Origin of the sequence: Buttiauxella gaviniae (assembly GCF_040786275.1) — a bacterium.
GTDB classification, from domain to species: Bacteria; Pseudomonadota; Gammaproteobacteria; order Enterobacterales; family Enterobacteriaceae; genus Buttiauxella; species Buttiauxella gaviniae_A.
This window is the reverse complement of record NZ_JBFMVT010000002.1, coordinates 3,803,698-3,830,483: the sequence shown is the minus strand read 5'-3', so window position 1 is coordinate 3,830,483 and position 26,786 is coordinate 3,803,698. Positions and strand designations below refer to the sequence as shown.

The 26,786-nt window shown below is 49.8% G+C and carries 26 protein-coding genes and 1 pseudogene; 7 read left to right on the top strand and 20 right to left on the bottom strand.

The genetic code is table 11. The features are described 5' to 3' along the window. Window position 1: 1 nt before the first annotated feature. The 5 genes from cheA to flhD form a co-directional block, all read right to left on the bottom strand. Window positions 2-2,002, bottom strand: a complete 2,001-nt coding sequence (gene cheA, locus AB1E22_RS18290; protein ID WP_367597403.1) for a chemotaxis protein CheA — start codon at window positions 2,000-2,002, stop codon at window positions 2-4. Window positions 2,003-2,012: 10 nt separating this feature from the next. Continuing rightward, entirely contained in the window at window positions 2,013-2,942 is a 930-nt protein-coding gene (gene motB, locus AB1E22_RS18285) for a flagellar motor protein MotB (RefSeq protein WP_367596651.1), read from the bottom strand. Further along, a complete protein-coding gene (gene motA, locus AB1E22_RS18280) occupies window positions 2,939-3,832 on the bottom strand; it encodes a flagellar motor stator protein MotA (protein WP_367596650.1) in 894 nt (297 codons plus the stop codon). Before motA ends, motB begins: the two co-directional genes overlap by 4 nt. Before the next feature lie 126 nt (window positions 3,833-3,958). Further along, entirely contained in the window at window positions 3,959-4,537 is a 579-nt protein-coding gene (gene flhC / locus AB1E22_RS18275) for a flagellar transcriptional regulator FlhC (RefSeq protein ID WP_367596649.1), read from the bottom strand. A gap of 4 nt (window positions 4,538-4,541) precedes the next feature. Next, complete coding sequence (flhD, locus tag AB1E22_RS18270; RefSeq protein WP_367596648.1) at window positions 4,542-4,892, bottom strand: flagellar transcriptional regulator FlhD; 351 nt, start codon at window positions 4,890-4,892, stop codon at window positions 4,542-4,544. 825 nt (window positions 4,893-5,717) lie between these two features. Between flhD and uspC the strand changes: the two genes are divergently transcribed. Next, the gene (gene uspC / locus AB1E22_RS18265) at window positions 5,718-6,140 is read left to right on the top strand and encodes a universal stress protein UspC (RefSeq protein ID WP_367596647.1); all 423 of its coding nucleotides are present in this window, start codon (window positions 5,718-5,720) and stop codon (window positions 6,138-6,140) included. An 86-nt stretch (window positions 6,141-6,226) separates the two neighbouring features. Here uspC and otsA read toward each other — a convergent pair whose 3' ends face one another. The 5 genes from otsA to araF form a co-directional block, all read right to left on the bottom strand. Further along, window positions 6,227-7,651, bottom strand: a complete 1,425-nt coding sequence (gene otsA / locus AB1E22_RS18260) for an alpha,alpha-trehalose-phosphate synthase (protein ID WP_367596646.1) — start codon at window positions 7,649-7,651, stop codon at window positions 6,227-6,229. After that, complete coding sequence (gene otsB / locus AB1E22_RS18255; protein ID WP_367596645.1) at window positions 7,626-8,429, bottom strand: trehalose-phosphatase; 804 nt, start codon at window positions 8,427-8,429, stop codon at window positions 7,626-7,628. The genes otsA and otsB overlap by 26 nt, the downstream gene beginning before the upstream one ends. A gap of 227 nt (window positions 8,430-8,656) precedes the next feature. Continuing rightward, complete coding sequence (araH, locus tag AB1E22_RS18250; RefSeq protein ID WP_367596644.1) at window positions 8,657-9,661, bottom strand: L-arabinose ABC transporter permease AraH; 1,005 nt, start codon at window positions 9,659-9,661, stop codon at window positions 8,657-8,659. 14 nt (window positions 9,662-9,675) lie between these two features. Further along, window positions 9,676-11,190, bottom strand: coding sequence for an L-arabinose ABC transporter ATP-binding protein AraG (gene araG, locus AB1E22_RS18245; protein WP_367596643.1), 1,515 nt, complete (start codon window positions 11,188-11,190; stop codon window positions 9,676-9,678). A 158-nt stretch (window positions 11,191-11,348) separates the two neighbouring features. Next, entirely contained in the window at window positions 11,349-12,338 is a 990-nt protein-coding gene (araF, locus tag AB1E22_RS18240; protein ID WP_367596642.1) for an arabinose ABC transporter substrate-binding protein AraF, read from the bottom strand. Window positions 12,339-12,862: 524 nt separating this feature from the next. Between araF and AB1E22_RS18235 the strand changes: the two genes are divergently transcribed. Together AB1E22_RS18235 and AB1E22_RS18230 are read left to right on the top strand one after the other, a co-directional pair. Next, window positions 12,863-13,252, top strand: coding sequence for a hypothetical protein (locus tag AB1E22_RS18235; RefSeq protein ID WP_367596641.1), 390 nt, complete (start codon window positions 12,863-12,865; stop codon window positions 13,250-13,252). A gap of 42 nt (window positions 13,253-13,294) precedes the next feature. Then, complete coding sequence (locus tag AB1E22_RS18230) at window positions 13,295-13,705, top strand: hypothetical protein (RefSeq protein WP_367596640.1); 411 nt, start codon at window positions 13,295-13,297, stop codon at window positions 13,703-13,705. Between the two features lie 36 nt (window positions 13,706-13,741). Here AB1E22_RS18230 and AB1E22_RS18225 read toward each other — a convergent pair whose 3' ends face one another. The 6 genes from AB1E22_RS18225 to AB1E22_RS18200 all read right to left on the bottom strand — a co-directional run bounded on the left by AB1E22_RS18225 (window position 13,742) and on the right by AB1E22_RS18200 (window position 20,211). Beyond that, window positions 13,742-14,578, bottom strand: coding sequence for a DUF4225 domain-containing protein (locus AB1E22_RS18225; RefSeq protein WP_367596639.1), 837 nt, complete (start codon window positions 14,576-14,578; stop codon window positions 13,742-13,744). Beyond that, the gene (locus AB1E22_RS18220) at window positions 14,578-15,057 is read right to left on the bottom strand and encodes an Hcp family type VI secretion system effector (RefSeq protein WP_367596638.1); all 480 of its coding nucleotides are present in this window, start codon (window positions 15,055-15,057) and stop codon (window positions 14,578-14,580) included. Before AB1E22_RS18220 ends, AB1E22_RS18225 begins: the two co-directional genes overlap by 1 nt. Window positions 15,058-15,278: 221 nt before the next feature. Continuing rightward, window positions 15,279-15,836, bottom strand: coding sequence for a DJ-1/PfpI family protein (locus AB1E22_RS18215; protein ID WP_367596637.1), 558 nt, complete (start codon window positions 15,834-15,836; stop codon window positions 15,279-15,281). A gap of 45 nt (window positions 15,837-15,881) precedes the next feature. Continuing rightward, on the bottom strand, window positions 15,882-17,087 hold the full coding sequence (locus AB1E22_RS18210) for a glycoside hydrolase family 88 protein (protein ID WP_367596636.1): 1,206 nt from the start codon (window positions 17,085-17,087) through the stop codon (window positions 15,882-15,884). A 14-nt stretch (window positions 17,088-17,101) separates the two neighbouring features. Next, on the bottom strand, window positions 17,102-18,382 hold the full coding sequence (locus tag AB1E22_RS18205) for an oligosaccharide MFS transporter (RefSeq protein ID WP_367596635.1): 1,281 nt from the start codon (window positions 18,380-18,382) through the stop codon (window positions 17,102-17,104). Further along, entirely contained in the window at window positions 18,379-20,211 is a 1,833-nt protein-coding gene (locus tag AB1E22_RS18200) for a DUF2264 domain-containing protein (RefSeq protein WP_367596634.1), read from the bottom strand. The genes AB1E22_RS18205 and AB1E22_RS18200 overlap by 4 nt, the downstream gene beginning before the upstream one ends. A 228-nt stretch (window positions 20,212-20,439) precedes the next feature. Here AB1E22_RS18200 and AB1E22_RS18195 point away from each other — a divergent pair, with 228 nt between their 5' ends. Continuing rightward, complete coding sequence (locus AB1E22_RS18195) at window positions 20,440-21,306, top strand: AraC family transcriptional regulator (protein ID WP_367596633.1); 867 nt, start codon at window positions 20,440-20,442, stop codon at window positions 21,304-21,306. 279 nt (window positions 21,307-21,585) lie between these two features. Beyond that, the gene (locus tag AB1E22_RS18190) at window positions 21,586-22,929 is read left to right on the top strand and encodes an anaerobic C4-dicarboxylate transporter (RefSeq protein ID WP_367596632.1); all 1,344 of its coding nucleotides are present in this window, start codon (window positions 21,586-21,588) and stop codon (window positions 22,927-22,929) included. A gap of 90 nt (window positions 22,930-23,019) precedes the next feature. Here AB1E22_RS18190 and AB1E22_RS18185 read toward each other — a convergent pair whose 3' ends face one another. Continuing rightward, window positions 23,020-23,271 (bottom strand): DUF2766 family protein, encoded by a 252-nt coding sequence (locus AB1E22_RS18185; RefSeq protein WP_367596631.1) that lies wholly within the window; start codon window positions 23,269-23,271, stop codon window positions 23,020-23,022. Window positions 23,272-23,479: 208 nt separating this feature from the next. On the opposite strand from AB1E22_RS18185, the pseudogene AB1E22_RS18180 reads away from it, so the two are divergent. Then, window positions 23,480-23,659, top strand: a pseudogene (locus AB1E22_RS18180) (type II toxin-antitoxin system RelE/ParE family toxin); the annotation flags it as partial. A 2-nt stretch (window positions 23,660-23,661) separates the two neighbouring features. Next, complete coding sequence (gene nadS / locus AB1E22_RS18175) at window positions 23,662-23,955, top strand: NadS family protein (RefSeq protein WP_367596630.1); 294 nt, start codon at window positions 23,662-23,664, stop codon at window positions 23,953-23,955. 43 nt (window positions 23,956-23,998) lie between these two features. Here the strand turns inward: nadS and AB1E22_RS18170 are convergent, their stop codons facing one another. From AB1E22_RS18170 to AB1E22_RS18160, 3 genes are read right to left on the bottom strand one after another with little or no spacing between them, the layout of a single operon-like run. Beyond that, window positions 23,999-24,976 (bottom strand): ABC transporter ATP-binding protein, encoded by a 978-nt coding sequence (locus AB1E22_RS18170; protein WP_367596629.1) that lies wholly within the window; start codon window positions 24,974-24,976, stop codon window positions 23,999-24,001. Beyond that, window positions 24,963-25,946 carry an ABC transporter ATP-binding protein gene (locus tag AB1E22_RS18165; protein ID WP_367596628.1) on the bottom strand — a complete coding sequence of 328 codons (984 nt, stop codon included), beginning with the start codon at window positions 25,944-25,946 and terminating at the stop codon, window positions 24,963-24,965. Before AB1E22_RS18165 ends, AB1E22_RS18170 begins: the two co-directional genes overlap by 14 nt. Beyond that, entirely contained in the window at window positions 25,939-26,784 is an 846-nt protein-coding gene (locus tag AB1E22_RS18160) for an ABC transporter permease (RefSeq protein WP_367596627.1), read from the bottom strand. The genes AB1E22_RS18165 and AB1E22_RS18160 overlap by 8 nt, the downstream gene beginning before the upstream one ends. Window positions 26,785-26,786: the final 2 nt, after the last annotated feature.

The following is a 26,786-nucleotide window of genomic DNA, read 5'->3' as shown; positions in this document are numbered from 1 at the left end:
ATCAGGCGGCCTGGCCTGCCAGACGTTGTTCACGATTCAAACCTTGCAGCGCTGAAACATCAACGATCAGCGCCACGCTGCCATCGCCGAGGATGGTTGCAGCAGAAATACCCGGTACTTTGCGATAGTTACTTTCGAGGTTTTTCACCACCACCTGATGCTGACCAATAAGCTGATCGACCAGCAGCGCATAACGGCGTCCGGCGCTTTGCAGGATAACGACTATGCCCTGCGTCGCTTCCGTTTTAGCCCCGGCAACATCAAACACTTTCCACAACTCAACCAGCGGCAGATACTCACCGCGCACTTCAAGCACGCGTTCGCCCCCTGCCAACGGATGCAGGTCATCTTCTTTCGGCTGCAGCGATTCCATCACCGCGTTGAGCGGCAGAATGAATACTTCATCCGCCACTTTGACCGACATCCCGTCAAGGATCGCAAGCGTCAGCGGGAGCATAATGCGGATAGTGGTGCCGACATTGGCCTGGGATTTGATTTCGACGTGGCCACCCATTTCCTGAATGTTACGTTTCACCACGTCCATCCCCACGCCGCGCCCGGAAACATCCGTCACCTGCTCGGCGGTAGAGAAGCCAGGGGCGAAAATCAGCATGCCCACTTCTTCGTCAGACATGTTTTCATGCACCGCCATGCCCTGCGACAGCGCTTTCGCCAGAATACGTTCCCGGTTCAAGCCCGCACCATCGTCAGAAACCTCAATGCAGATGTTCCCGCCCTGGTGTTCGGCAGACAAAATCAAATTACCGACCGCGGATTTTCCCGCCGCGAGCCGTTTTTCCGGGGATTCGATACCGTGATCCAGGCTGTTACGCACCAGGTGGGTAAGCGGGTCGATAATGCGTTCGATTAAGCTTTTATCCAGTTCAGTGGAGCTGCCCTGGAGCGTAAGCTCCACCTGTTTATCCAGTTTGCCCGCCAGGTCACGCACCAGGCGCGGGAAGCGGCTGAAGACATATTCCATTGGCATCATGCGGATAGACATCACTGATTCTTGCAGATCGCGGGCGTTACGTTGTAACTGACCCATGCTGGTAATCAGTTCTCCGTGCTCAACCGGGTCAAGCTCATTAGATCGCTGCGCCAGCATCGACTGGGTGATTACCAGTTCACCCACCAGATTGATTAGCTGATCAACCTTTTCTACCGCGACGCGAATACTGCTCGATTCGCTGACGCGCGTCGGCTTGTTTTCTCGCTCAACGCGGGGTGAAACCGGTGCCGCCGGGGCAACTTCAGCGAGTACAGGCTGCGGGGCGTTAACCGCTAACGGCGCTGCGATTTCTACAACTTCTTCCACCTGTGCGCTGGCAGGTAACGGCAGGAATTCGATTTGTTCGGGTTCGATAACAAAGCAGAGTACCGCGCTAATGTCATCGGCGCTGACGCTCGTTTCAATGGTCGCGGTGACGGAACCTTCGCCCTTTTCAATCGCGCTTAATGTGCCGAGATTGCCCAGCTCTTCAAGCAGCAGATCGCGTTCGGTCGCTTTCAGCCCGGTGATGACGATGCGTAAAAAACCGTCGCCGGATGGCGTAACCGCAACGGGCTCTTTTTCAACAACCGTTAATTTTGCAGGCGGCGCAGCGGTTTCGCCTTTGGCTTCCAGAGCCAGTTGGCGCAACGCTTTGCAGATATATTCGAAACTCTCGGCGTCAGGTTCCTGTGAGTTTTTATAAGCGTCCAGCTGTTCCTGCATAATATCTTTGGTTTCCAAAAACAGGTTGATGATATCGGTGCTGAGGTGCATCTCACCGCGCCGCGCCTCGTCGAGCAGGTTTTCCATGAGGTGCGTGGTTTCCTGCAAAATCGAGAAGCCGAATGTTCCCGCGCCCCCTTTTATCGAGTGCGCGGCGCGAAATATGGCGTTGAGCAGTTCTGAATCGGGGGCTTCTGGCAGCAGATTGAGCAGATGCTGTTCCATATCGGCCAGCAGCTCATCGGCTTCGTCAAAAAAAGTCTGGTAAAAATCGCTGATATCCATACTCACGCTATCACCTCGTACCGGATTGTGGCGGTAATGTGTTCTGCGCCGGTTCCACGGCAGCAGGTTGTTGGAGAATGCTTAGGGGCCGATTTTCACTTTCTGCGTTTTCGTGCACGATGGCCTCTTCAGCTTGTTTATTGAGTACCAGCAAACTAATGCGCCGGTTAATGGCATCCCCTGGGCCGCGATTGGTCAGGCGCATGGTTGACGACATCCCCACCACGCGCAAAACTTTGCCGTCGATAAGCCCGCCGTACATCAGTTCGCGCCGCGAGGCGTTTGCCCGGTCAGCGGAAAGTTCCCAGTTGCTGTAACCGCGCTCGCCCATCGCATAAGGCAGATCATCAGTGTGGCCGGATAAGCTAATTTTGTTAGGAAATTCATTCAGTAGCGGCGCTATGCTGCGCAAAATATCGCGCATATAGGGCTCCACTTCAGCGCTGCCATTTTTAAACATCGGGCGGTTCTGGCTGTCGATAATTTGGATCCGCAGCCCTTCCTGAACCAGGTCTATCTGCAAATGCGGGCGTAACGCGCGCAATTTCGGATCCGCCTCAATCAACTGATCGAGTTTATCGCCCAGGCGTTTCAGGCGACTGGTTTCCATGCGTTTCCTGAGTTCTTCAATATTCGGCTGTTTTTTCACTTCGCCTTGCTGTTGGGTCACATCGTCGCCGCCGCCAGGTATCGGGCTTTGGCTGTCGGCGATGCGCTGCCCACCGGTAATCGCGGCGGAAAGTGGCGTACGGAAATAGTCGGCAATTTGCGCCAGTTCTTTAGGGCTGGAGATGGAAATCAGCCACATAACCAGAAAAAAAGCCATCATGGCCGTCATGAAGTCGGCGTAGGCAATTTTCCATGAACCGTGCGCGCCGCCGCCGTGGCCTTTGTGTTTGCGTCGTTTTACGACAACAATGGGGCGCGCATTGTGTTTCATACTTCTTCTTCCGTCGCACGCTGCGGCGCATTCGGGGAACGAACGGCACGCACATGTTCTTCAAGTTCGACAAACGAAGGACGTTCGCTGGAATAAAGCGTTTTACGACCAAACTCAACGGCGATTGGCGGGGCATAACCATTCAGGCTGGAGAGCAAGGTGACTTTGACGCACTGCATCATTTTGGTGGTTTCGGCACTTTTTTGACGCAGCACCGTCGCCAGCGGCGAGATAAAACCGTAGGCCAGCAAAATACCCAGGAAGGTACCCACCATGGCGTGCGCAATTAATGCACCCAGCTCACCCGCGGGCCTGTCGGCTGAGGCAAGTGCGTGCACCACGCCCATTACCGCGGCGACTATCCCGAAGGCCGGAAGAGAATCCCCCATAATGGCGAGGCTATTTGCCGGTATTTCCGCCTCACTTTCGTGGGTTTCAATCTCTTCGTCCATGAGCGCTTCAATTTCGAACGAGTTCATATTTCCGCTGATGATCAAGCGCAGATAATCAATAATAAAATCGAGCATCAGGGTGTCGGCTAAAATACGCGGGTAGCTGGCGAATATTTCGCTCTCTTTTGGGTTTTCAATATCACGCTCAAGGGAAAACATCCCCTGCTGACGAGATTTCGCCATCAGGCGATAAAGCAGCGCCATGAGATCCATATACAGGCTTTTGGTGTATTTCGAGCGGCGAAAAAGTAATGGCAACGCTTTTACCGTTGCTTTAATCGCCTTGCCGTTATTCCCAACGATAAAGGCCCCCACGCCCGCTCCACCAATGATGATAAATTCAGCTGGTTGATAGAGTGCGCCAAGATGACCGCCGGTCATCATATAGCCGCCGAATACTGTCGCAATTACGACCAGATAACCTATTACAATCAGCACGAGTACATCCTTCTGCTGTTAAATGTGACGAGGAATCACAAATCAGAGGTGATAACAGCGGATGCGGAGCAAAAAAAGCAGCGATAATCGCTTATCGCTGCTGGAGTGTTTATCCACACCGAACTGTTAAACGGCCTGTTTGACCTGTTCATCCAGCAGTTGTGGAATAATATCGGCAGTATTCGTAGAAAGTTTACGTCTTTTTACCGCTCTCGACGGCGGCTGGCACAAACTACAGGCAAAGCTGCCTGCGGGCTGGTGCGCGTGGGTAATAAAGTTGCCACCGCAGCAGTTGCAACGGCTCAATTCCAGCATGTTACTTTCAACAAAACGCACCAGCGTCCAGGCGCGTGTCAGCGCCAGCAGCGGGCCGCCCTCCTGGGCTGGGCACTGTTCCAGATACAAGCGATAAGCCTTAATGACGGCATCGACACCGGAACACAGTCCGCTACGCAGTAAGAACTGCCAGGCGTTGCAAAACATGGAAGCGTGGATATTTTGCTCCCACGTCATAAACCAGTCGGTAGAAAATGGCAGCATACCTTTGGGCGGGGGGCTACCACGGAGCTCTTTATACAGTTTGATCAGTCTGCCACGGCTTAATTGCGTTTCGCTTTCCAGCATCTGCAATCTTGCCCCAAGCGTAATTAATTCCATCGCCAGTTGTATATCGCGGGCTTCCTGAACAATACTTTTTTCGCTCATTTTGTTACGCCCTTTTTTTGCGAGATGCCTCGTCTATCGCGGACACCTCATTTAATAAGCGGGTGGATAACAAAATGCCAGTATGAATTTGCTGTAGATCATCCACACGAGAGTCTTGTGTTAATCGGGTAATGGTTTGGTTGTCGCTAAAGCGGAACTGGCAAATCAGTTGATTGGTTTCCGCCAGTTTTACCATTTGTGGCAAGGTTAATTCGCTCAGGGAATTGGCCATATCTTCGGTCACGCCCAAACGAAACATTGCTGAGGCTTTATCACTGCTAATAAGGCGCTGTGCAAGAAGCAAATACGACAGATTGATATCGTAGATATGTTTTAACAACTCGGATGTATGCATTGTGTTCATCCTGAAAAACTAACTTTTAACCATGCGGCGATGCCGCACCCCGTGAGTCGCCGGGAAATCCCGGTTAAAATTAAAACAACCAAAAAAGCCAAATTCAATTGACTGATAACACGCACACTATCCCATCGACATAGGATGCCGTGGAGGTTTCCTTGTTAGTGCGTTTTTATCCGAGTGTATATTTCTTACAAATCTTACAAATCTTACAAATAATTAAGATTTTTCCTAATTCCCGGCAAACTCTACTCGTAGCCATTTAGACATACAATGCGATCGCCCGTGGATTTTGAAGTTTATGTGACGGCGATCACATATATTTACTTTATATATCCCCTTCAAACATCAGCCAGACTTTTCAATTGAGCACTTAGTAGCCAAATTCGAATTATCCGTTACGTTAATCTGGATAAACCTTTTCTTCTGGCTAACAATCTCATGACTAACCATCAATAAGCGCAACCCCACTCTACTTAGCCATGTGATTTATATAGATTTTTTATAAACTCAAACTAATGAACTATTTTATTGCCTTTTATCAGCACATTTAACTTTTAACAATTAAATTTAGCTTTAGAAAAAGAACAAGCTCTTCGTCAAAGCCGGCCATATTTATGCGGAGGTAAAATAATAAGAAAGTTTGATGGAAATTTAAGCGATTCATGCATTACGAGATTTACACAGGTCATTTACATTAGAATTTCTTATCATTTTTCATGAGCAGACTCACATTTCCAGGGGTGACTATCCTTGCCTCAAAATGAAGATTGTTGTAGGAAAAATGTTAACCGTCTGGTTATCAGGCAACAGGAGGTTGTAATGAGTTACCAACACATTTTGGTTGCTGTCGCCGTCAGTCCGGAAAGCCAACGGCTGGTGGAAAAAGCCGTTTCAATCGCCAGCCCCGTAAACGGGAAAATAACCCTGATTACGCTCGCTTCCGACCCGGAGCTTTACAATCAGTTCGCTGCACCGATGATGGAGAATTTACGTGAGTTAATGCTTGAAGAGACTCAGCTTTTTATCGACGAGTTAATTGCGAAGGCGAACTACCCGATTGCCAAAACCATTATTGCCACCGGCGAGTTAAGTGAACATATTCTGGCAATATGCAGTAAAAGTGCGGTGGATTTAGTGATTTGCGGTAATCACAATCAGACCTTTTTCAGCAAGATAATGTGTTCTGCAAAAACGGTGGTAGCGTCAAGCCAGGTTGATGTTTTGTTAGTCCCGTTGAGTTAAGCAGAATTTTAGTTAAATTGATCCCCGTCATACTTCAGGTGGTACGACGGGGATATTTCTTATTGAATACGGTCAGCTATCATTCATCACGCGAGCTTAGGAAACGTCGCCACTTTCTTTCCCATGTGGAACGCTTCACTGCGTGGCGCGGCCTGCTTTAGATCGTCGATAAACCTCTGCTGCCAGTGATGAATATCATTTTTTTCAATCACTTCCATCATTTCGCTATGGCGCGAAATACGCTCGGCCAGCGGCATGGTGAGTGCCCGGTCAAGCGCCGCCGCAACGTCATCCCGGTCATAAGGGTTGACGATGAGTGCAGATGACAATTCATTAGCGGCACCGGCAAATTTCGACAACACCAGCACGCCAGGATTCGCTGGATCTTGGGCGGCAACATACTCTTTTGCCACCAGATTCATACCGTCTCGCAGCGGCGTTACCAGGCCAACATCCGCGTGACGGAAGACTTTCATCACCAGTTTGCGGTCAAAATGCTGATTTAAATAGTAGAGCGGCGTCCAGCCTAACTGACCATATTTACCGTTGATGCGCCCCGCTTCGGTTTCCAGTTGATGACGAATATCCTGATAGGCTTGCACATCACCCCGGGACGTTGGCGCGATTTGGGTATAACGAATTTTGCCGTGATGCTGGGGGTAATTTTCCAAAAGCGCCTCAAACGCAAGGAAACGTTCCGGCAGCCCTTTGGAATAATCGAGTCGCTCCACGGAGAAGATATTTTTGATGCTGCCCAACTCAGCTTTTAGCTGCGCCAGTTTTGGCGGGAGCGGGCCCTGGGCACTCTTTTTGATCTCTTCAGGCTCAATGCCTATCGGGTAGACCTCTGTGCGGAAGGTATTGCCGAAGGCCTGATGCTCGTTTTTGCCGTGGCTGTCGAGGCGCGTAATGCTGGCGACGCAATCGAGGAAAGCCAGACGGTCGTTCTCCGTCTGGAAGCCCAATAAATCATATTCACACAGCGCTTCGAGCAGCTCTTCATGCGGCGGTAAGGCGTTAAAAACTTCCGGCGTCGGGAAAGGAATATGCAGGAAAAAACCGATGCGCTGATTCAGTCCTTGTTTGCGGCACTCTGCGGCAAACGGCAGTAAATGGTAATCATGCACCCAAATAATATCGTCTTTTTCCAGCAGCGGTTCTAGCTTGCTGGCAAGCAGCGTATTGACCCGGCTGTAGCCTTCCCAGGCTTCGCGCTGGTAATCGACTAAATCCAGACGATAGTGAAACGCCGGCCAAAGTACCGCGTTGGAAAATTGCAGATAATAGTTTTCGTAATCTTGCTCGCTAAGATTAAAAGACGCCCAGGTGATATTGCCCCGCCGGGTCTTTTTTAATGCAGCGTCAGGGTCACCCACTTCTCCGCTCCAGCCAAACCACAGTCCGCCCGCCGCTTTTAGCGCACCCAAAATACCTACAGCCAAACCACCCGCACTACTCTTTTTATCATCCGGTGGCGCAATACGATTAGAGACTACGACTAAGCGACTCATAACCTTCTCCCCTTAAAATATCTGACTTTTGTTGTTCTATGTGTTGCGTTAATTTGCCTAGCCAGTGGTAAACCATGCGTACATTTGCCAGTCGATAATTAGCAAGCGTCTCGCCCATACCTACTTTAATGGTTAGCCCGCCAAGGGCATTAACCTGTTTGAATCCTGCTTCATCCGTTAAATCGTCACCGATAAAAATCGGCGTGCGCCCTATAAAGGGTGCTTCCTGCATAAATGCGCGAATCGCCGCACCTTTGTCGATTCCCAGCGGTTTCAGCTCCACAACGCATTTCCCCGGCTGCAAGGCTAATTCGGGGTAACGCTGCGTCATTTGCTGCGCCAGAAGCAAAATAGCGTCTGCGGCCTCAGGTGCCTGACGGTAATGCAGAGCAAAAGCCATCCCTTTGGGTTCAAGCTCGGTACCCGGAAGGAGCAGCAGCGCCTCACTTAATTGCTGATGCAGCGCGCTGACTACGGGTGGCGGGAGTGTCACGACGTGGGTTTTATCATTGATATCGCGGCGCTCTGCCCCGTGTACACCGGCAAGCGGGAAATGAAAGGGATTGGAGAGCTTATCCAGCTCAGACATTGAACGCCCGGAAATCAACGCTAATGCGCCCTCACTCATCACCGACATTTTTTGCAGCAACGTACGCACGGCTGCCGGAATATAGACTTGATCCGGGTGCGGTTTGATTTCTGCCAGTGTGCCATCGAGGTCGAAGAAAAAGGCCAGATTCCCTGAAAGTAGAGGCGGTACAGATGATACTTCAGCCACCAGCGGCTCCTCCTTGCATAGTTAATTTCGCCACCGTGACGGTAACGACAATTTATGATTAGCCATGTAAGTATAGACAGGGTGACGGGTGTCGCAATTTTCTAAGATTAATCGCCAGGGCGGGCACGACAGAGTCATTGCGATAATTGAGCCCCTAGTGATTCAATTATTCACGGAATGGCTGGTTTTAAAGGGTGGAGGCGCGCAAGCGACATCCACCCTTGTATTTATACCGTACGCTTCGCTTTCTGTTTGTAGCGGTCGAAAATCACCGCGGCCAACAGAATCAAACCGCGCACAACATATTGCGAGAAAGGCGAAATATTCAGCAAGTTCATCGCATTTTCCACGGTGCCCAAAATCAAAATACCGGCGATCACATAGGAAATTTTCCCGATGCCGCCTTTTAGCGAAACCCCGCCCAGCACACAGGCTGAAATGACGATCAATTCATAACCGATGGAGGTCATCGGCTGGCCGCTGGTCATACGCGAGGCAAGAATGATCCCCGCCGCCGCCGAAACCAAACCGGAAAGAACAAAGATGATAATTTTGGTGCGCACCACCGGGACACCGGCCAGACGCGCCGCTTCTTCATTCCCACCAATCGCCAGCGTGTTGCGCCCGAAGGTGGTTTTGTTGAGCAGAAAACCAAAGATAATCAGGCAGCCGACCGTCAACCAGATGGGCGCAGGCAGCCCCAGCCAGTTGGCATAACCCAGGGTAAAGAAGCGCTCATCTTCGATACCCACCGCTTTACCATCAGAAATAATGTACGCCAGGCCGCGCACGATTTGCATGGTGGCAAGGGTGGTTATCAGCGCGTTGATTTTCAGTTTTGCGATAACAAAACCGTTCACCAGGCCGCTTAACATTCCCAGTAATAGCCCTGCCGCCACGCCAATCCACAGGCTTTCGGTCATGTTAATCACCACCGCCGTGGTTACCCCGGCGCAGGCAATGACTGACGCTACCGACAAATCGAAATCACCGGAAGCCAGGCAGAACAACATCCCGCAGGCCACCATACCGGACATCGAAATGGCGAGCCCTAACCCCTTCATATTCACAAAAGAGGAGAAATTCGGCACGAAAATAGCGCAGGCGATAAACAGCACCGCGAACACCACCAGCATGCCGTAGTTATCCCAGATACGCCCGAGACTCAAAGACGACTTTTTCTTACTGCCGCCCGATGATGTATTGGTTGATGATGGCGTTAATGCAGACATTTTTCTCTCCTTACTCATGCGGCAGACGCGCTAGTTTTCGGCATCGCCAGGCTTAACGCTTGTTGCTCATTGGCTTCGCCATGCAGCAACTCTCCGGCAATTTCCCCTTCGCGCATCACGATAATGCGGTCGGCAAGCCCCAGGACTTCCGGCAAATCGCTTGAGGCAAACAGCACCGCCACGCCTTGTGCCGCCAGGGCATAAATCACGTTGTAGATTTCATGTTTTGCGCCCACATCGATGCCGCGCGTCGGCTCATCGAGCAAGATCACCTTCATCTCTTCGGATAGCCAGCGCCCCAGAATCGCTTTTTGCTGGTTACCGCCGGAAAGATTCATAATCAACTGATCGGCTGACGGCGTTTTGATATTCAGGGAACGAATATGCGAGGCGGCGTTGTCGGCTTCCCAGCGGTTGTTGATCAGGCAGCCTGCGCTAATATGTTTACGCCGCGCGCTGATATTGATGTTATCGCGCACCGAGTGCACCGGAATAATGCCGTCCGCTTTGCGATCTTCAGGGCACAGCATCATGCCCGCCCGAATCGCATCGGCTGGCTTATTGATGTTGATAATCTCCCCATCAATCGACACCTTGCCATCGGTAATGCGCGTGCCGCCAAACATGCCTTTCATCAGTTCACTGCGCCCGGCTCCCACCAGGCCAAACAACCCAACGATTTCGCCGCTGCGTACCGAAAGGGAAATCGGCGTGCGCACGCCAGGGGCTTTTACCGCATCCAGGAGCAAACGCTCTGGGCCGTGGTCACGCGGTTTCCAGCCGTAAATGTCTCCGAGATCGCGCCCCACCATCGCCTGCACCAGTGAATCGTGATTGACCTGCTGCATGTCATCGAACGTGCATACGTAGCGCCCATCTTTAAATACGGTGATGGCGTCGCTGAGGGCAAAAATTTCTTCCATACGGTGCGAAACGTAGAGGATCACGCGGCCTTCGGCGCGTAATTCGCGGATAACACGAAACAGGTTGTCTATCTCACGGCGCGACAGCGAACTGGTGGGCTCGTCAAAGGCGATAACTTTTGCGTTGCGTGCCAGCGCTTTGGCAATTTCAACCATTTGCCACTGGCCGATGGAGAGATATTTGAGCGGCGTACTGGGGTCGATATCCAGACCGAGGTGTTCGAGCTGCAGTTTCGCTTCGTAATTCAGTAAAGAGCGGTTCACAAAGCCCGCTTTGTGCGGGAGTTGGCCGAGGTAAATGTTCTCTGCCACCGACATTTCCGGCACCAGGTGGAGTTCCTGATAGATAATCGCCACGCCTGCATTAAGGGCTGCAGGCGTATCGGCAAAAGTGACGTCTTCGCCACGCAAAACAATGCTGCCCTGACTCGGGGCGTAATTTCCGCTCAGAATTTTCAGCAGCGTGGATTTGCCGGCGCCATTCTCTCCCATAAGGGCGTGAACTTGCCCGGCATAACAGTCAAAACTGATGTCCTGCAATGCTTTAACGCCGGGGAAGGTTTTACCGATACCGCGAAAAGAGAGATACGGTGTGTGCTGTTGCATGATTTACCCTTTACCCAATGTCGGGTGGCGGCTCGCACCTGACCCGACCTACGTTCCGGATGATGTACATTAATGTTGGGTGGTGGCTTTCGCCTGACCCAACCTACAAAAACCGAGTTTGTAGGGTGGATAAGCGCCCGCGCCATCCACCGTAATGTCTATTTACCGCCCAACCCTTTCTTGGCGAGTTCTTCTTTAAAGTTGTCGCGCGTGATCAGCACCACGTCGGTCACTTCGGTGAATTTCGGCGGTTCAGCGCCTTTGGTGACCCAGTTGTAGAGCATTTCGCTGCTCTTATAACCGTGTACGTCCGGGCTTGGGAGCAGTGAGCCATAGAAGCCTGTCGCCTGCGCTTTAGACAGTTCGCTCACCGCATCCACCCCATTGATACCCACCCCAATCACATCCGGCGCTTTGAAGCCCTGGCCTTCGGTTGCACGCACGCCACCCAGCACGGTGTTATCGTTCATGCCCACCACCAGCCAGTGTTTCACTTCGGGATGCTGAACCAGCATGGAGTTTGCGGCGTCAAACGCCCCTGGAATATCGTTAGATTTGGTCGGTACTTTGTAGATTTGTTTTTCCGGGAAACCGGCGGCTTTCAACGCGTCCATTGAGCCCGTGGTGCGGCGGCGAGCGGTATCAAGCTCATCAGCGGTAATCGCCATCACCGCTGATTCCTTCACATCCCAACCGCGTTTTTGCATCTCTTTATAAAGCTCTTGCCCCTGCCGCTCGCCGATTTTTGTTGCCGCCATCATCACCAACGGCACGGTTTCCATCGGTTTACCTTTTGCGGTAACGAACTGGTCGTCAACGGCAATTACCTTCATGTCGTAGCTTTTCGCTTTGGCGACAATAGCCGAGCCGAGTTTTGGGTCCGGCGTACAAATAACGAAGCCTTTCGCACCGCTGGCCGCGAGGCTGTCAATGGCATTGAGCGTTTTCTCGCCATCAGGTACGGCGATTTTAATCACTTCAAACCCGAGATCTTTCCCGGCTTTATCGGCAAATTTCCATTCCGTCTGGAACCAGGGCTCTTCTGGCTGCTTGACCAAAAAACCCAGTTTCATAGTTTCAGCGATAGCGGATTGTGACATAACCGCGGCGATACCAATGGCCGCCAGCGCTTTAGTAAATTTGTGCATGGTTAACTCCAGCTCGATTTTATTATCTGTAGGGTAAGGTTTATTTAAAACAAGCCATTAGCAGCATTAGCTTTTCGCTTTCAACGCTGGAGGTAGTTGTAGCGGGTAATTGATAATCCATAGGAGAGCAAAGTCACACGGCAGAATTACAGTAAAACTGTGCATATATTCAGCAATTAAACACATAAAAACGGATGTATATGTAGGACCAATAAAACCTGCACTAGCTGATTTGTCCATAAGTTCACTCAGCGCATCCCTGAGGTTCGTTTGTTGAGTTGAAGGGTGGCTTGTCGCTGCGTTTGCCATAACCGGGTTGGGGCTCATTCATACTACGTATTATGAACATGCACTGGTTAAACAAAGCTCCGTCTTTAATTAAATTTGATTATATTTTGCATGTATTAAATTCAGAAAATATATGCGTTCAAAGTAAAATGATACATTCTCTATGCACCCTCGAAATTAACTTGTATTATAGCGCCATCATGCAAAACCCACTGATTGATATGGATATAAAATGAATGGTAAATAAAAAGGATTTAATATTGAGCAGTGGTTTTACTTATAAAGAACTGCTTATGATAAAAGGCTATTTCCAGTACATTCGTAGACATTATTATAAACCTCACGAACCCATGACGGAAGATGAAAATCTCAAAGAGGTTATTCTTATAATGGCACAGTTATGTTTCTGGTCTCCTTTTAACTTTCTGATCCTATGCCCTTTATTAACTTATTCTGCAGTAATGTTAACTGACAATATATCCATTATCGTGCCGATTTTTATAACTACCGCCTATGGCTTTATTTTAGGCATTCAAGATAATGCAAGAATATTCAATGTTAGGTATCTAACTATAATTAAATTGATGATATTGCGGGTACGGGCCAGGATGGCAGGTTTAGCGTAGTTATTGAAAATACTAATTATATCAAACAGGATGTCAGAGCAAATGAATACTAAAGAAATAATATTAAATAGCGGTTTTTCCTATCAAGAACTCCTTACAATGAAAAATAATTTTCACGCAATGAGAAAATGGTACCGTCTGGAAAAAAAACCAGTCCCGGCGACTGAGCCTGAAAGTTTTCAAAAATATATTGTGACTACTGCTGAAAGTGCATCATGCTGTACTTTGATCATATCTATTATTTCTTTAATTCAAGCCATCTATCTTAGATTAGAACATCATGATATCAAAAGCCTTGCTGTAGCATTAGTTATTTATTTAATAATGTTTTTCATTATAATTTATTCTCAAAAAAACAGTACCGGTTTAAAAATGGTTACAATCGTTAAATTAATTGCACTTCACTATAAAATAAAAATGAAAACCTGCATCAGCAAGTTTTCATTAAAATAATAACATAGCCATAAATTTTAGAATGAAGTATACAATTTACTCATCCTGATATTTATACCCTCCCAATATGAGCTCAGTTGTAACTTTATACCCTGAATTACCGATCTGGAAAAATTTCATTGCTTTATTCATTTTCTGCAATTTAGGGATATAATCTTGGTTTATGCTATTGAATAAACGGCCAGTTCCTGGCTTTTCAAACCACCCCTTTGGGATCAGTCGATTGCGGTTTTGCACCAAAACCGGAGTATCAACGGCTGCTATTATTGTCACAGCAAGATCCGCTGCACTATAAATCCAATCACCAGTATTATTATCGTAACCCAAAACGTTAGCACTTTTTCTGTAAAACCTTCTCAAATAACCTGCTTTTGAATGTTCAAATAGTATTGGAGATATTGATTCATACATATTATTCGCACCATGGGCAATTAACATCACTCCAATGGATTTAAATGACTTACTATTTAGACGTCTCCCCACATTAACTAATACGCTACCTGAGTAAATCTGTGCCCCACCCGCAACCACCCCGCCACCGATTTTTGCATATTTCAATACACCTTGGTCCTCAAATATCTCAGTCGAAAAGTATTTTGTATAGTCGCCCTGCCTTAATAGTTGATATTCCCGTTCTGCCATATCAGCTTCGGCTTTCACGTCATTGACTATTCGCATCCTTTCATTAGGATCAAACGTCTGTTGAAACCGATAATTCATTTCATTTATATAATCATCGATTTCTTTGATATATTTCATCCTGATTATGGCATCTTCCAGGAAGAAGCTGGCAGCAAGGTTGGCGACTCTTTTTAATGCAATAGCATAATTGTCCAGATCGTATTTCAAATGAGAAATGGCTGAAGTTCCCATCAGAGCACCCGATCATTCCATAAACTCCAACCGCTTGTTCCTGATGCAACATGTTCCCAGGTTATCGTTTCATAGCGAATGGAAATACTTTCTTGGGGTTGCACGTCATTATGGGTCAGAGAGTTAGGATAGAAAAACCGCATTTGACTCAAGGTCGCACCGGTAAGTTTAACTTTGAAAAAAAGCTCCATACCGCCCGCGATAGACGTTCTATACATGAAAAATTCACACTCGACTTTTTCATTATTAGAAATAGCCACACCTAATAGCGGTGTTGATTTATCGATTGGTTTTCTTATTTCGAGTGGGTGGTGAATGGCATTTTGCTCTCGCGATATGACGTTCGACAACTCATAGATTAAAATCTGGTCCTTATGCCCGAACTGGTATTTATTGCCAATAGAGTCAGCTGTGCCACACCCCTGGGAAATCATGCCTTGCTTTTCCCCTTTAATCGTCATGTAAATAACATTTGCCATTTCAATCTCTCCATAATGATTAATATTACAGAGAATTAAACTGCCGAATAAAATGAATGACAACATAGAAATTAATAATGGCTGAAATCAAACTTTCCATCGTCGGTAGAAAATAATGAAGAGATTTATAGTGTAGAATTGAATGTTTAGATTAGTGAAATTTTTATATTCTCCGTTAACAAGAATACTCAGGAGAGAATATTCCCCCTGAGTATTCGCCATCACCACGGATAATAAATATGATCCGCGTGGTCACGGGCCGGAGCTTCATCCCCTTCCAGACGAGCCGCCAGGGTAAGTGCAAAATCAAATACTTTCCCCAGCCCTTTGCCGCTTATCAGGTTTCCGTCCTCAACAACATCAGCATCGACATACACCCCGTCTGTCACCTGCTGCCATAAATCACCGGAACAAACATAGCGACGGCCTTTCAGTAAACCGTTGCCACCCAGCACACGCGCTGCTGCGGAGCAAATCGGGCAAATGAATTTGCCCTGCTCATCATGGCGGCGTACAAACGCGATCACGTTAGCGTTGCCCGCCAGAAACACGCTGCCTTCCGGGCCGCCGGGTAATACCACGGCGTCAAAAGTTTCGTCAAAACATTCGCTTAACGTGGCATCCGCAACCATAGGAATCTCGTGATAGCTCAAAACCGCACGGGTATTCACGCAGGAAAGCGTGCGCACGTTAATTTTCAGGCGGCGTAAAATATCAATGGTAACAATGGCTTCCCCTTCTTCAAAACCTGGGGCCAGTAGAACTGCAACGGTTTTCATCTCGACTCTCCATATAGCCCCCACGGCGTTGCGGGGGCGAAAGACTTACCAGTAGAGACTCCATACCTGACGCACGCGCGTAAGTGCTTCAAGGTAGAAATAGTCTCCCCAACTACAGCATTCATCCACACCTTTCCCGCTCGCCATGTGGTAGACGGAATGTTTGAGCAAGCCTTCACAGGCTTCGTCATCACGCGCCAGATAGTTATCGGTAAGCGACTGAATAATGCGCAGCGCCATCTCTTCATAGTGCGCACGATGTTCATCCAGCACCGGCAACGCTTTCACCAGTTCTAACAAACCGCAGGCGGTAATCGCCGCCGCCGAACTGTCGCGCACTGCATCCGTTCCCAATAGCGCCAGATCCCAATGGCAAACGTCATCTTCCGGCAGGCGGTTGATAAAGTAATGCGCCAGGCTACGGGTGAGATCCACCATGCTTTTGTCGCCGGTATACAGATACGTGAGCAAGAAACCATAAATGCCCCACGCCTGCCCGCGCGACCAGCATGATGTGTCACTATAACCCTGGTGCGTATTACCAAATCTCGGCTCGCCGGTTTCCACATCCATATAGAAGGTATGGAAAGTAGAGGCATCCGGGCGAACGATATATTTCGCGGCCTGCTCTGCGTGAGCTGTCGCTGCCTGCGCGTAGCGGGCATCGCCCGTTTGCTGACTTGCCCAATAAAGCAGCGGAAGGTTCATATTACAATCAATAATCATCCGCCCCTGTTGTTCTGGATCATTCAAATCCCCCCAGGCCTGGATGATTTTCGCCACCGGATTAAAACGCTCCATCAAAATATCTGCCGCTTTTAGTGCGGTCTGGCGGGCCGTTTCATTGCCGGTTAAACGCCAGGCATTAACGCAAGAAAGGGTATATAAGAAGCCAAGATCGTGCGTGGCGGTTTCAATGCGTTTATCTAACCGTTCGGCAAATGAGGGCAGATAATGCTCCGCCGCCTGACGATATTTATCTTCGCCGGTCATCTCCCAGGCGAGCCAAAGCTGGCCCGGCCAAAAACTGGTTGTCCATTCCACATTATCGGCGGGGATCCACTTGCCGTTTTCGCAGGCCTCGTTAGGGAATTTATCCCCGACGATGGCAATGGTTTTATCGAGCTTTTTGGTTACGCTTTGCAAGGCCGCATCCAGCTTGCGTTTCAGTGCCAGACGGTCCACCTGATGCAATTCAATAGGGCGCAGTGGCTCGGTCACCACATTTTCAGTGACTAGATTACGGGTCATAACGTTTCCTTTAATTAATGTTTTACCGGCTCAACCGGTGAGGTTTCTAAAGCGGGTGAGAAAGTGCGGGATTCATCACGTTTCGCCTGGCAACGGGAGAGGGTGAACGCTGAAATAAGTGTGAAGACCAGCGCGCAACAGCCCATCATTAAGTAGGTATGTTCGAAGCCAATTTTGTCGTACAGGTAACCCGCAGGCGGTGCCACAACGACCGAACCGACATAAATCATCGCCTGATAGCCCAACAGGTACATGGTGGCGTTGATTTTTTTGTGGAAATGCTCGGCAATATATTTAAAGACGGAGATCAGCAGCAGCGCGATTTCCACCCCGTAAAACGGTTTGATAATCGAGATAATCAGCGGGTCGGTTGTCAGGCCCGAAGCAATCAGACGCAGGCCTACCACGCAGCCGCAGAACAGCAGGCCTTTTTTCGCCCCGTAATGATTCACCAGCAGCGGGATAAACATCATCATCACAAATTCCATGCCGGACTGCACGGTGCTCAGGTAGCCGTACCACGCATTGCCCTGCTCTTTGGTATCAAAGAACGAGACGAAGTAGCGGGGGAATTGCTGCTCGGCGACAAACATCATCCACGCAACGCCCGCCACATAGAGGCTGAACATCCAGAATTTACGGTTTTTCAGCAGCATAATGACGTCGGCAAAGACAATTTTATTCGCTGAAATCACATTGTTATTGCGCAGTTGCTCATCGCCGATTTTGAGACTAATGAGCACCAGCAGCATTAAGACGGAGGTCGTGCTGCTGACGAGGAAGTTTGCCAGCGGCGTATAATTAAATAGCAGGCCAGAAACCGACGCTGCCATCGCCCAGCCAAGCGAGCCCCACATACGAATGCGCCCAAATTCCAGGCCATACAAGCGGCTAAAGCGGTCGGCATAGGATTCAGACGCCGCAACGCCTGCATACCAGCCGAGGCTCAGATAAAACGCACCGATAATAATCCCCACCGTGGTGTGCGTAAGCAAAAGTGGCTGATAAACGGTGACGAAAAACGGGGCCATCAACGCCGAAATAGCGCACACAAAATAGAGCAGCCATTTGCTCATCCCTATTTTGTCCATGATGTAGCCGTAAACCGGTTTCATCACCACGGCGAAAACGCCGTTAATGGCAAAAACGCTGCCGATGGTGACGCTGTCTAGACCGACTTTTTGGCTCAACCACAGGGCATATAATCCAAAACTTGATGACCAGGTGAAAAAGTAGAGAAAGATAAAACTGCTCATTTTTATCTGCGCGGTGCGCGTAGGTGTCGACATATTCATTGGAGATTCTCCAGAATGACTTGTTTTTCGTGGTGGCCTATCACCAGGCGTACCGCGTCCTCGCTGACAATGGCTTTAGGGCAAGTCAGTTCATCAAACGCGCCTGTCTCCCCCGCCCAAACGGCGCTGATTAACAGATGTGTTCCTGCATTCAGCTCGCCACGCAGGAGCGGAACCGCCGCACGTTCAGCAAACAGCAAGTTACTGTTTGGCGGGGTTAACACCAGCTCGCCCCTTCGCGGCTGCGGGCTTAAACAATGAATAACGCTGGTATCGCTCGCGGTGCTGAGCTGGGATTTTGCGGATGCCTGCTGAAGTTGTAGCTGCGGGCGATTGGGCAGGCTGAAACCACCTTCAGCACAATCCAGTTCACGCGCGGTTTTAAGGAAATGCACCCGTATTTGCCAGTCGCCCAGCGGCAACAGCCAGGTGTTGATCGTCACATCGTGCCAGGGCTGCCAGCGGCTGAAAATCATGCCATCAGCAGTGGTGACATCCTGGCAATCACGACGCCCGCGCCAGTAATCATCTTTCTCACACAGCAACAGCATAGAATCTGGCGCAGCATGATTAAGCCCAAAACGCCCGCGTTCAATGTTGAACCCAAAGCGGGTGGAGTAGGCAAATTTGCAGTATTTAGCTTCGGTATTGACGAAGTTATTAAGCTCTAGCTGACCGGACGTCAGCATCCATAAATGGTTAGCCTGATGAACCAAAATTTGCGAAGCATGAGGAATGCTGTGATGCGTTTCGCGTCCAGGTAGCGGCAGCTCTTGTGCCTGCCAGAAGGCATCTTGTTCACCCAGCGAGAGCACCAGCATGGTTTTCAGCCCCCAGTACGGCGAACCGGGCCCGTTGTAATCTTCCGCCATAATAAGGTTGGGGTAGCTATACCCGACGCTCAGAATGCCATCACGATCGAGCATTGGCTGTTTGAGCCACCAGCGCAAATGGCGCAGAACAATCCCTTTAACCACGCCTGGCTCATAAACGTCCAACCCGGCAAACGCCACCGCACTCCAGAACGCGGCCTGCGCGAAGCGATAGGTCAGGCTGCGGCCAAAGGGAATCGCCGCTCCATCATCGGCAAAGAAATGGATAAAATCAGCCGCAAAAAGCGTCGCGCGTTCACGCATTTTTTCGCAGCGTTGCGGATCGACGTCCTGCATTAATTTGGCGTAAATCAGACCGTAGAAATGAAATCCCATCGAAATATAGTAATCACGCGGGCGACCAGGGCCGTCTGAATACCAGCCGTCGCCCAGGTAATACTGTTCCATCACCGTGAAATGCTTTTCCAGCGCCCCGGCATTTTTTACCATCCCGGCATGATGAAACCCTACCTGCACCAGAATCGGGAAGAAATGCCAGTTATTGTCAGGGATATCCTGGGTTTCACTCTGTTTTAGCCATTGCCAGAGATGGTCTTTTTCTTGTTCATTAAAATGCGCCAACAGCGGCTGGTGCGCGACAGCCAGTAATAATCCGTAGGCCGCCATTTCTACGATACGCTGATCGTAAGGGGCGACTTCCCCCCAATAATCTGCATGCGCGGGATGAGTGCCGTTTTTTATGGCCTGAATATAAAAAGAGAATTGTTCAGGCTCTTGCCCGCCTGCCAGCAGGGGTGTAACGCCCCACAGTAACCGCGAGAAGGTTTCCATATTGGCGATCTGTTGCCCGTAATGAGCGGTGAAATTAGCCAGGTCAATTCGGCTGGCGTCTTTTTTAAAGAATGGCGAAACGGCATTCAATAATTCATTAACCAGTTTTTGAAGGTCGGCCCTGCTTTTAAGAGGGTTATTTAGGGTAATGTTTTCAGGTTGCACAATGTCCTCCCGTCAGACACGAGAATAATATAAGTCGTTGTTATTCATATTTTGTGCACGCTCATTCTGCGCGTTAACGCCAAGAGTAGTCGCTTTTATTCCAGGCTCAGAGTGAACCCCATCACAAAAATAAACCGTTATTTCAGTTTCACTGGATTTTTCTATTTTGCGGGGCAATAAATTACAAATGATGGCGTAAAATTTTAAATTTATTGTCCTGGAGGGGAAATGAGTGAACCACAATTGATGGAGCGGATTACGCTCGACAGCCAGGTTATCTCATTTCATCGCCTGTGGGCCTCAAGTGCCAAGTATTATCACTGGCACCAGTGCGTTGAGTTTCTCTATATTTCAAAAGGCTACGGCATCGTCGTCGTGGATAATCAGCATTACACCGCGCGGCCAGGGCGGCTTTTTATCTTCCCGCCGTTTCGTCTGCATAAAGTTCACGTTGACGCCTGCGACAAAAATCAGTACCACCGCACCACCATGCATATCGAACATTCATCGGTGATCGGTACCCTGCATGCCTTCCCGCGCCAGCAGGCGCAGTTTTCCGCGCTCGCCGCGAGCCACGCCCCGGCGCAGGTTTACGATTTGAGTGACCAGGCAGGATTTATGGAAGTCATCCTTGAGAAGTTCGACAAACTGGACCCGAGCGGTCATTCCACGGCCAGCGATGTGGCGCTTATGGTGATGCAAATTATGGCTTTCCTCCCTGAGCAGCCGCAGGCTTTTATGCCCCAGCAGCAAACCGTTTCCGCACGCATCATGCAGTGGGTTGAAAACAACTACAGCGAGAAGTTTTCTCTGGATGAACTGGCCCAGGCGATCGGATTGTCACGCAGTTATACCTCGCGCATTTTTCGCCAGCAGACCGGCGGCAGCATTCATGAATATTTGCTTACGAGGCGAATCAAGAAAGGTTGCGATCTATTACGCACATCGCCGTTAAGCATCGATGCCATCGCTCAGGAAGTCGGTTTTATTGAGGTGACTTACTTTATTACCTGTTTTAAGAAAATGATGAGCCAGACACCGTTGCAGTACCGCAAGCAAGCGCGTGCGCATCTGGCTGACGGGCAAACAATATGATCTATACCCGTCATACTTCAAGTTGCATGTGCGTTGGCTTTCCTCGCTCACCCCAGTCACTTACTGGAGTAAGCTCCCGGTGATAAATCATAACTTTGATCATTATATTTGAAACGATGAAATTAAAGGTCTGAGGTAATAATTAGTTCATTTTCGTCGTGTTAATGAAATGTTATTAACCTTCTGTTTTATTTGAATTTTAACAATTAAGATCTCTGTCTCAAAGGCAGCCCCTACATTCTGTAATGCTATTGCGAAATGTCACATTAAGGGATTGCCATGATAACCATAGAGTTCATTGTCATTATTTTGTGCCTGCTGGTGGGAACGCGTTTCGGTGGAATGGGGCTCGGCCTGATAAGCGGAATTGGGCTATTTATTCTCACTTTTATATTCGGCCTTGAACCGGGAAAACCACCGGTTGATGTCATGCTTACCATTCTGGCGGTAATTGGTTGTGCCGCCACGTTGCAAACCGCGGGTGGCCTGAACGTGATGATGCAGTTCGCCGAGCGCCTGCTGCGTAAACATCCTCAGCATATTACTCTGCTCGCCCCTTTCACCACCTGGATGCTGACTTTCTTGTGCGGCACCGGCCATGTGGTGTACACCATGTTTCCGATTATCGCCGACATCGCGCTGAAAAAAGGGATTCGCCCAGAGCGCCCGATGGCGGTGGCATCGATTGCTTCACAGATGGCGATCACCGCCTCGCCTGTCTCCGTTGCCGTGGTGTCGCTCATCTCTATTCTGGCGGCAAACCATGGCATTGGCCGGGCGTGGGGCATACTGGATATTCTCTGTATTTCGGTTCCTGCCTCGTTGTTTGGCGTGTTGATTGCAGCACTCTGGAGTTTGCGCCGTGGCAAAGAGTTGCAGGACGACCCGGAGTTTCAGGCCAGGCTTAAAGATCCTAAACAGCGTGAATTTATTTACGGCAGTAGCGAAACGCTGATGAACCAGGTGTTTCCGAAACAGGCTTACTGGTCGACCTGGATTTTTTTCACCGGGATTCTGGTGGTGGTGTTATTGGGGGCCATTCCGGCGCTGCGCCCTTCTTTTGAGATTAAGGGCGCACTAAAACCGCTGTCGATGAATCTGGTTATCCAGATGATGATGTTGATTGCCGGTGCCGTGATGCTGATTGTCTGCAAAGTTAACGCTTCAGCCATTTCTAATGGCGCGGTATTTAAAGCCGGGATGGTGGCGATATTCTCGGTATTCGGTGTGGCATGGATGAGTGACACTTTCTTTCAGGCGCATCTTGAAGAGCTAAAAATGGCACTCGAGGGCGTGGTTAAAAGCCATCCGTGGACCTATGCCATTGTGCTGTTTTTGGTTTCTAAACTGGTGAACAGCCAGGCCGCGGCGTTAACGGCGGTGGCACCGATGGGCTTGATGCTAGGCGTTGAGCCGAAAATGCTGATTGCCTTTTTCCCTGCGTCCTACGGTTATTTTGTTCTGCCGACTTATCCGAGCGATTTGGCCTGTATCGGCTTTGACCGTTCCGGGACCACCAAAATTGGCAAATTCATTATTAACCACAGTTTCATTTTGCCGGGGTTGATTGGCGTGAGCTGTGCTTGTGCGGCGAGTTATTTGCTGGTGATGACGTTCTTTTAACTGTTAGTTTCAGAACCCCCTCCCGACCTCCCCCTTGCCAGGTGGAGGAGCTCACTGCTCCTTCCCCTGACAAGGGAGGGGTATTTTTTCTTAATGCGCTTCGCCCTGGGGCGTGAACTTCAGCTCAATCAACGTAATCGCTTTCTGAATCGCACGGCGAGTTACAGGATCTGCCGCTGCCGGATGTGTGGCGAAATCAATGGTCTTTAATTGATTAGCCATTTTTTCACGCACTTCAACCGGCGCAATCACATCAATCACATCCAGAATTTGCTTAATCACCAGCTGGCATGCCACCACATCAGACACCAGTTCCTGGTCGGCAGATAATTGTTCAGACATCATTCTTCTCCTGTTTTGCAATGGGCGTCATAGTACTCGCGCCACGGCGCATCAGGCAATAAGCCAATCTGGAATACATCTCGTAAAACGCCTGACAACTTTGCAAATTCGTTTATCCGACATAACGTTGTATGTTATTTAAGTACGCCATTGACTTACCTTAATTTCCTGTTAACCTGATTGTGGCTATAAGCCAATGGCGGATATTATGCTCTTTATTGAAACGCCCATTTTCACAGAGGATGTCAACGCACTGCTTACGGACGAGGAATACCGGCTGTTTCAGTTATTTCTCGCAATGTCACCGGAAAGCGGCGATGTCATTCCTCATACCGGTGGTCTGCGCAAAGTGCGCTGGCTGGCGAAAAACAAAGGAAAGAGAGGTGGTAAATGGATAAGCAACTGTTCGCGCGTCTGTCAGAAAGCATGGCGCAGATGAGCGAGATTGTAGAAGGCAAACGCGAGCCGTCTCGCGTAACGGAAGTGACGGCGACTCAGGTCAAAAACATTCGCCAGGCAACCGGACTTTCGCAGGCCGGGTTTGCCCGGCTCATTTCCGTCAGTGTAGATACCCTAAAAAACTGGGAACAAGGCCGACGCGAACCGACAGGCCCAGCTAAAGCGCTGTTACGGGCGATTGAGAACGATCCCGAGCATGTCATTCTCGCTCTGGCGCCACGCTGAACATGTTGATTTCTGCACCTCGGTTTGAGATGCAGAAATGAGGTTACTGACCGTCAAACAACCAACATGCGACCCGATGCCCCGACGAAATTTCCTGCATGGCTGGCGATTGCGTCTTGCATTTCTCCATCGCTCTTGGGCAGCGTGTGCAAAATTTACAGCCCGTCCAATCGCTCATCGCACCCGCTAACTCACCTTTGATGCCGCCCTGGTCCAGCATTTGGACATGCGGATCGGCAACCGGAATGGAGGCCAGCAGCGCGCGGGTATAAGGGTGCGCCGGTTCGGTATATAACGTTTCGGCGGGGCCCTCTTCAACCAGTGCGCCCAGATACATCACACCAATGCGGTCTGAAATATGGCGAACCATCGATAAATCATGCGCGATAAACAGGTATGTAAGCCCCAACGCCTGCTGTAAATCCTGCAAAATATTCACGACCTGCGCCTGCACGGAAACATCCAGCGCGGATAACGGCTCATCGCATAATACAAATTCAGGATTGACCGACAACGCCCTGGCGATGCTGATACGCTGGCGCTGGCCGCCGCTGAATTCATACGGGAAGCGATTTAAATGCTCCGCTTTCAACCCCACTTTTTCCAACAGTTCAAGCGTGCGAGATTCACGCTGTTGTTTGCCATAACCGTGGATTTTCATCGGTTCGGCAATTAACTGCGCGACCGTCATACCCGGATTAAGCGATGAGTACGGGTCCTGGAAAATTGCCTGCATGCGGCGGCGCAACGGTTTCAGTTGCTTATCGCTCATTTTGGCGATGTCCTGGCCTGCAAATTCAATTTCACCGTCGGTGATCTCAAACAGCCTTAACACACTACGCCCTAAGGTTGACTTCCCGCAGCCAGACTCCCCCACCAGCCCGTAGGTTTCACCGGGATAGATTTCGAAGCTCACACCATCAACGGCTTTTACCGGCGCGGTTTTGCTAAACCAGCCTTGCTGGCTGTGGAAATATTTACGTAACCCGTTCACACGAATGAGTGGCTTAACGTCCTGCATTGTTCACCTCCGAATCCCATAACCAGCACATGGCCTCGTGCCCTTCCCCCGTTTGGTACACCGGCGGCAGCGTGCTGCAACGCGCCATGCGCTGCGGGCAACGCTCGGCAAACGGGCAACCCGGCGGTGGATTAAGTAAACCTGGAGGGGAACCTTCAATGGGAGACAAACGTTCACTCACTTCGCCAGGCCGTGGCAGCGACGCCAGCAGACCACGGGTGTAGGGATGCGCGGGGCGATAGAAAATATCTTCTACGCTCCCCTGCTCCATCACCAGCCCGCCATACATCACCACAACGCGCGAACAAACCTGAGCGACGACGCCGAGATCGTGGGTGATCAGCATAATAGCGGTGTCAGTTTGCTGCTGGAGTTGTTTTAGCAGGCGTAAAATTTGTGCCTGAATCGTGACGTCCAGCGCGGTGGTGGGCTCGTCGGCAATCAATAATTTCGGATGGCAAGACAGAGCGATGGCAATCATCACGCGCTGGCGCATACCGCCGCTAAACTCGTGCGGATACTGGCTGTAACGGTTCTCGGCGTTGCCAATTCCCACCTGTTGCAGCATGGCAATGGCTTTTTCTTTGGCCGCTTTTTTGCTGAGATTTTGATTACGGATCAGAATTTCGCTCATCTGCTTGCCAATGGTCAGCACCGGATTCAGCGCGGTCATCGGGTCCTGGAAAATCATCGCAATGTTATTCCCGCGAATATGGCGCATCTGCTCCGGCGTTTTACGGGCGAGATCTTCCCCCATAAAATGGACGTGACCGCCCACTACTTTGCCGTTGCTGCCGAGCAATTTCAGCACTGATTTACAGGTGACACTTTTGCCACAGCCGGATTCACCCACGATCCCCACCACTTCGCCGCGTTTTACCGCAAAACTTACGCCGCGCACCGCTTTCACTTCCCCTTCGCGGGTGAAGAATGAGGTTTGCAGGTTGTCGAGTTCGAGTAAGTTATTCATCGCGGTTTGCTCCCGGCTCAAAGGCGGTACGCAACACATCGCCCAACACGTTAAAACTCAGTACCGTCAGTAAAATAAGCACGCCAGGGAACATCGCAAGCCACGTGGCTTCGCCAATAAAGGATTGCGCATTATTCAGCATACTTCCCCATGACGCATTGGGCTGTTGCACGCCCAGGCCTAAGAAACTGAGCGTCGATTCCATCAGTATCGCAGAGGCAATATTCAGCGTCGCCGCCACCATAATGGTCGGCAAAATATTAGGAATAATATGGCGCGCAATAATAATTAACGGGTGCTCACCGCAGGCCCGAGCGTAAATCACATATTCACGCTCTTTCACCGATAAAGTTTCCGCGCGTATCAGTCGTGACATACTCATCCAGGTCAGGGCGCTGATTATCAGGATAATATTGGCGATACCGGGTTTCAGATACGCGTTCAAAACCAGCAGCAAAAAGAACGCCGGAATTGACATCAAAATATCGACGATGCGCATCATGATGTTATCAATTCGCCCACCAAAATAGCCGCTAACGGTACCCACCAGCGTGCCAATTAGCGTTGAAAAGAGCATCGCCAGGAAACCGACCATCAGGGAAATTTGGCCGCCGTACAAGGCACGAGTGAAATAGTCGCGCCCATAGTCATCCGTGCCAAACCAGTGCGTGGCATCGGGTGGTTGCAATCGGGCCGTCAGCGACATCTGATTCGGATCCCAGGGGCTGAGTGCCGCCAGTAACGCCGCAATGCTGAAAATAACCAATACCAGTAACGCGAATTGAGCGGGACGATTACGTTTCAGGCCATGTTTAACTTGTTGCCAACGTCTACTCATCG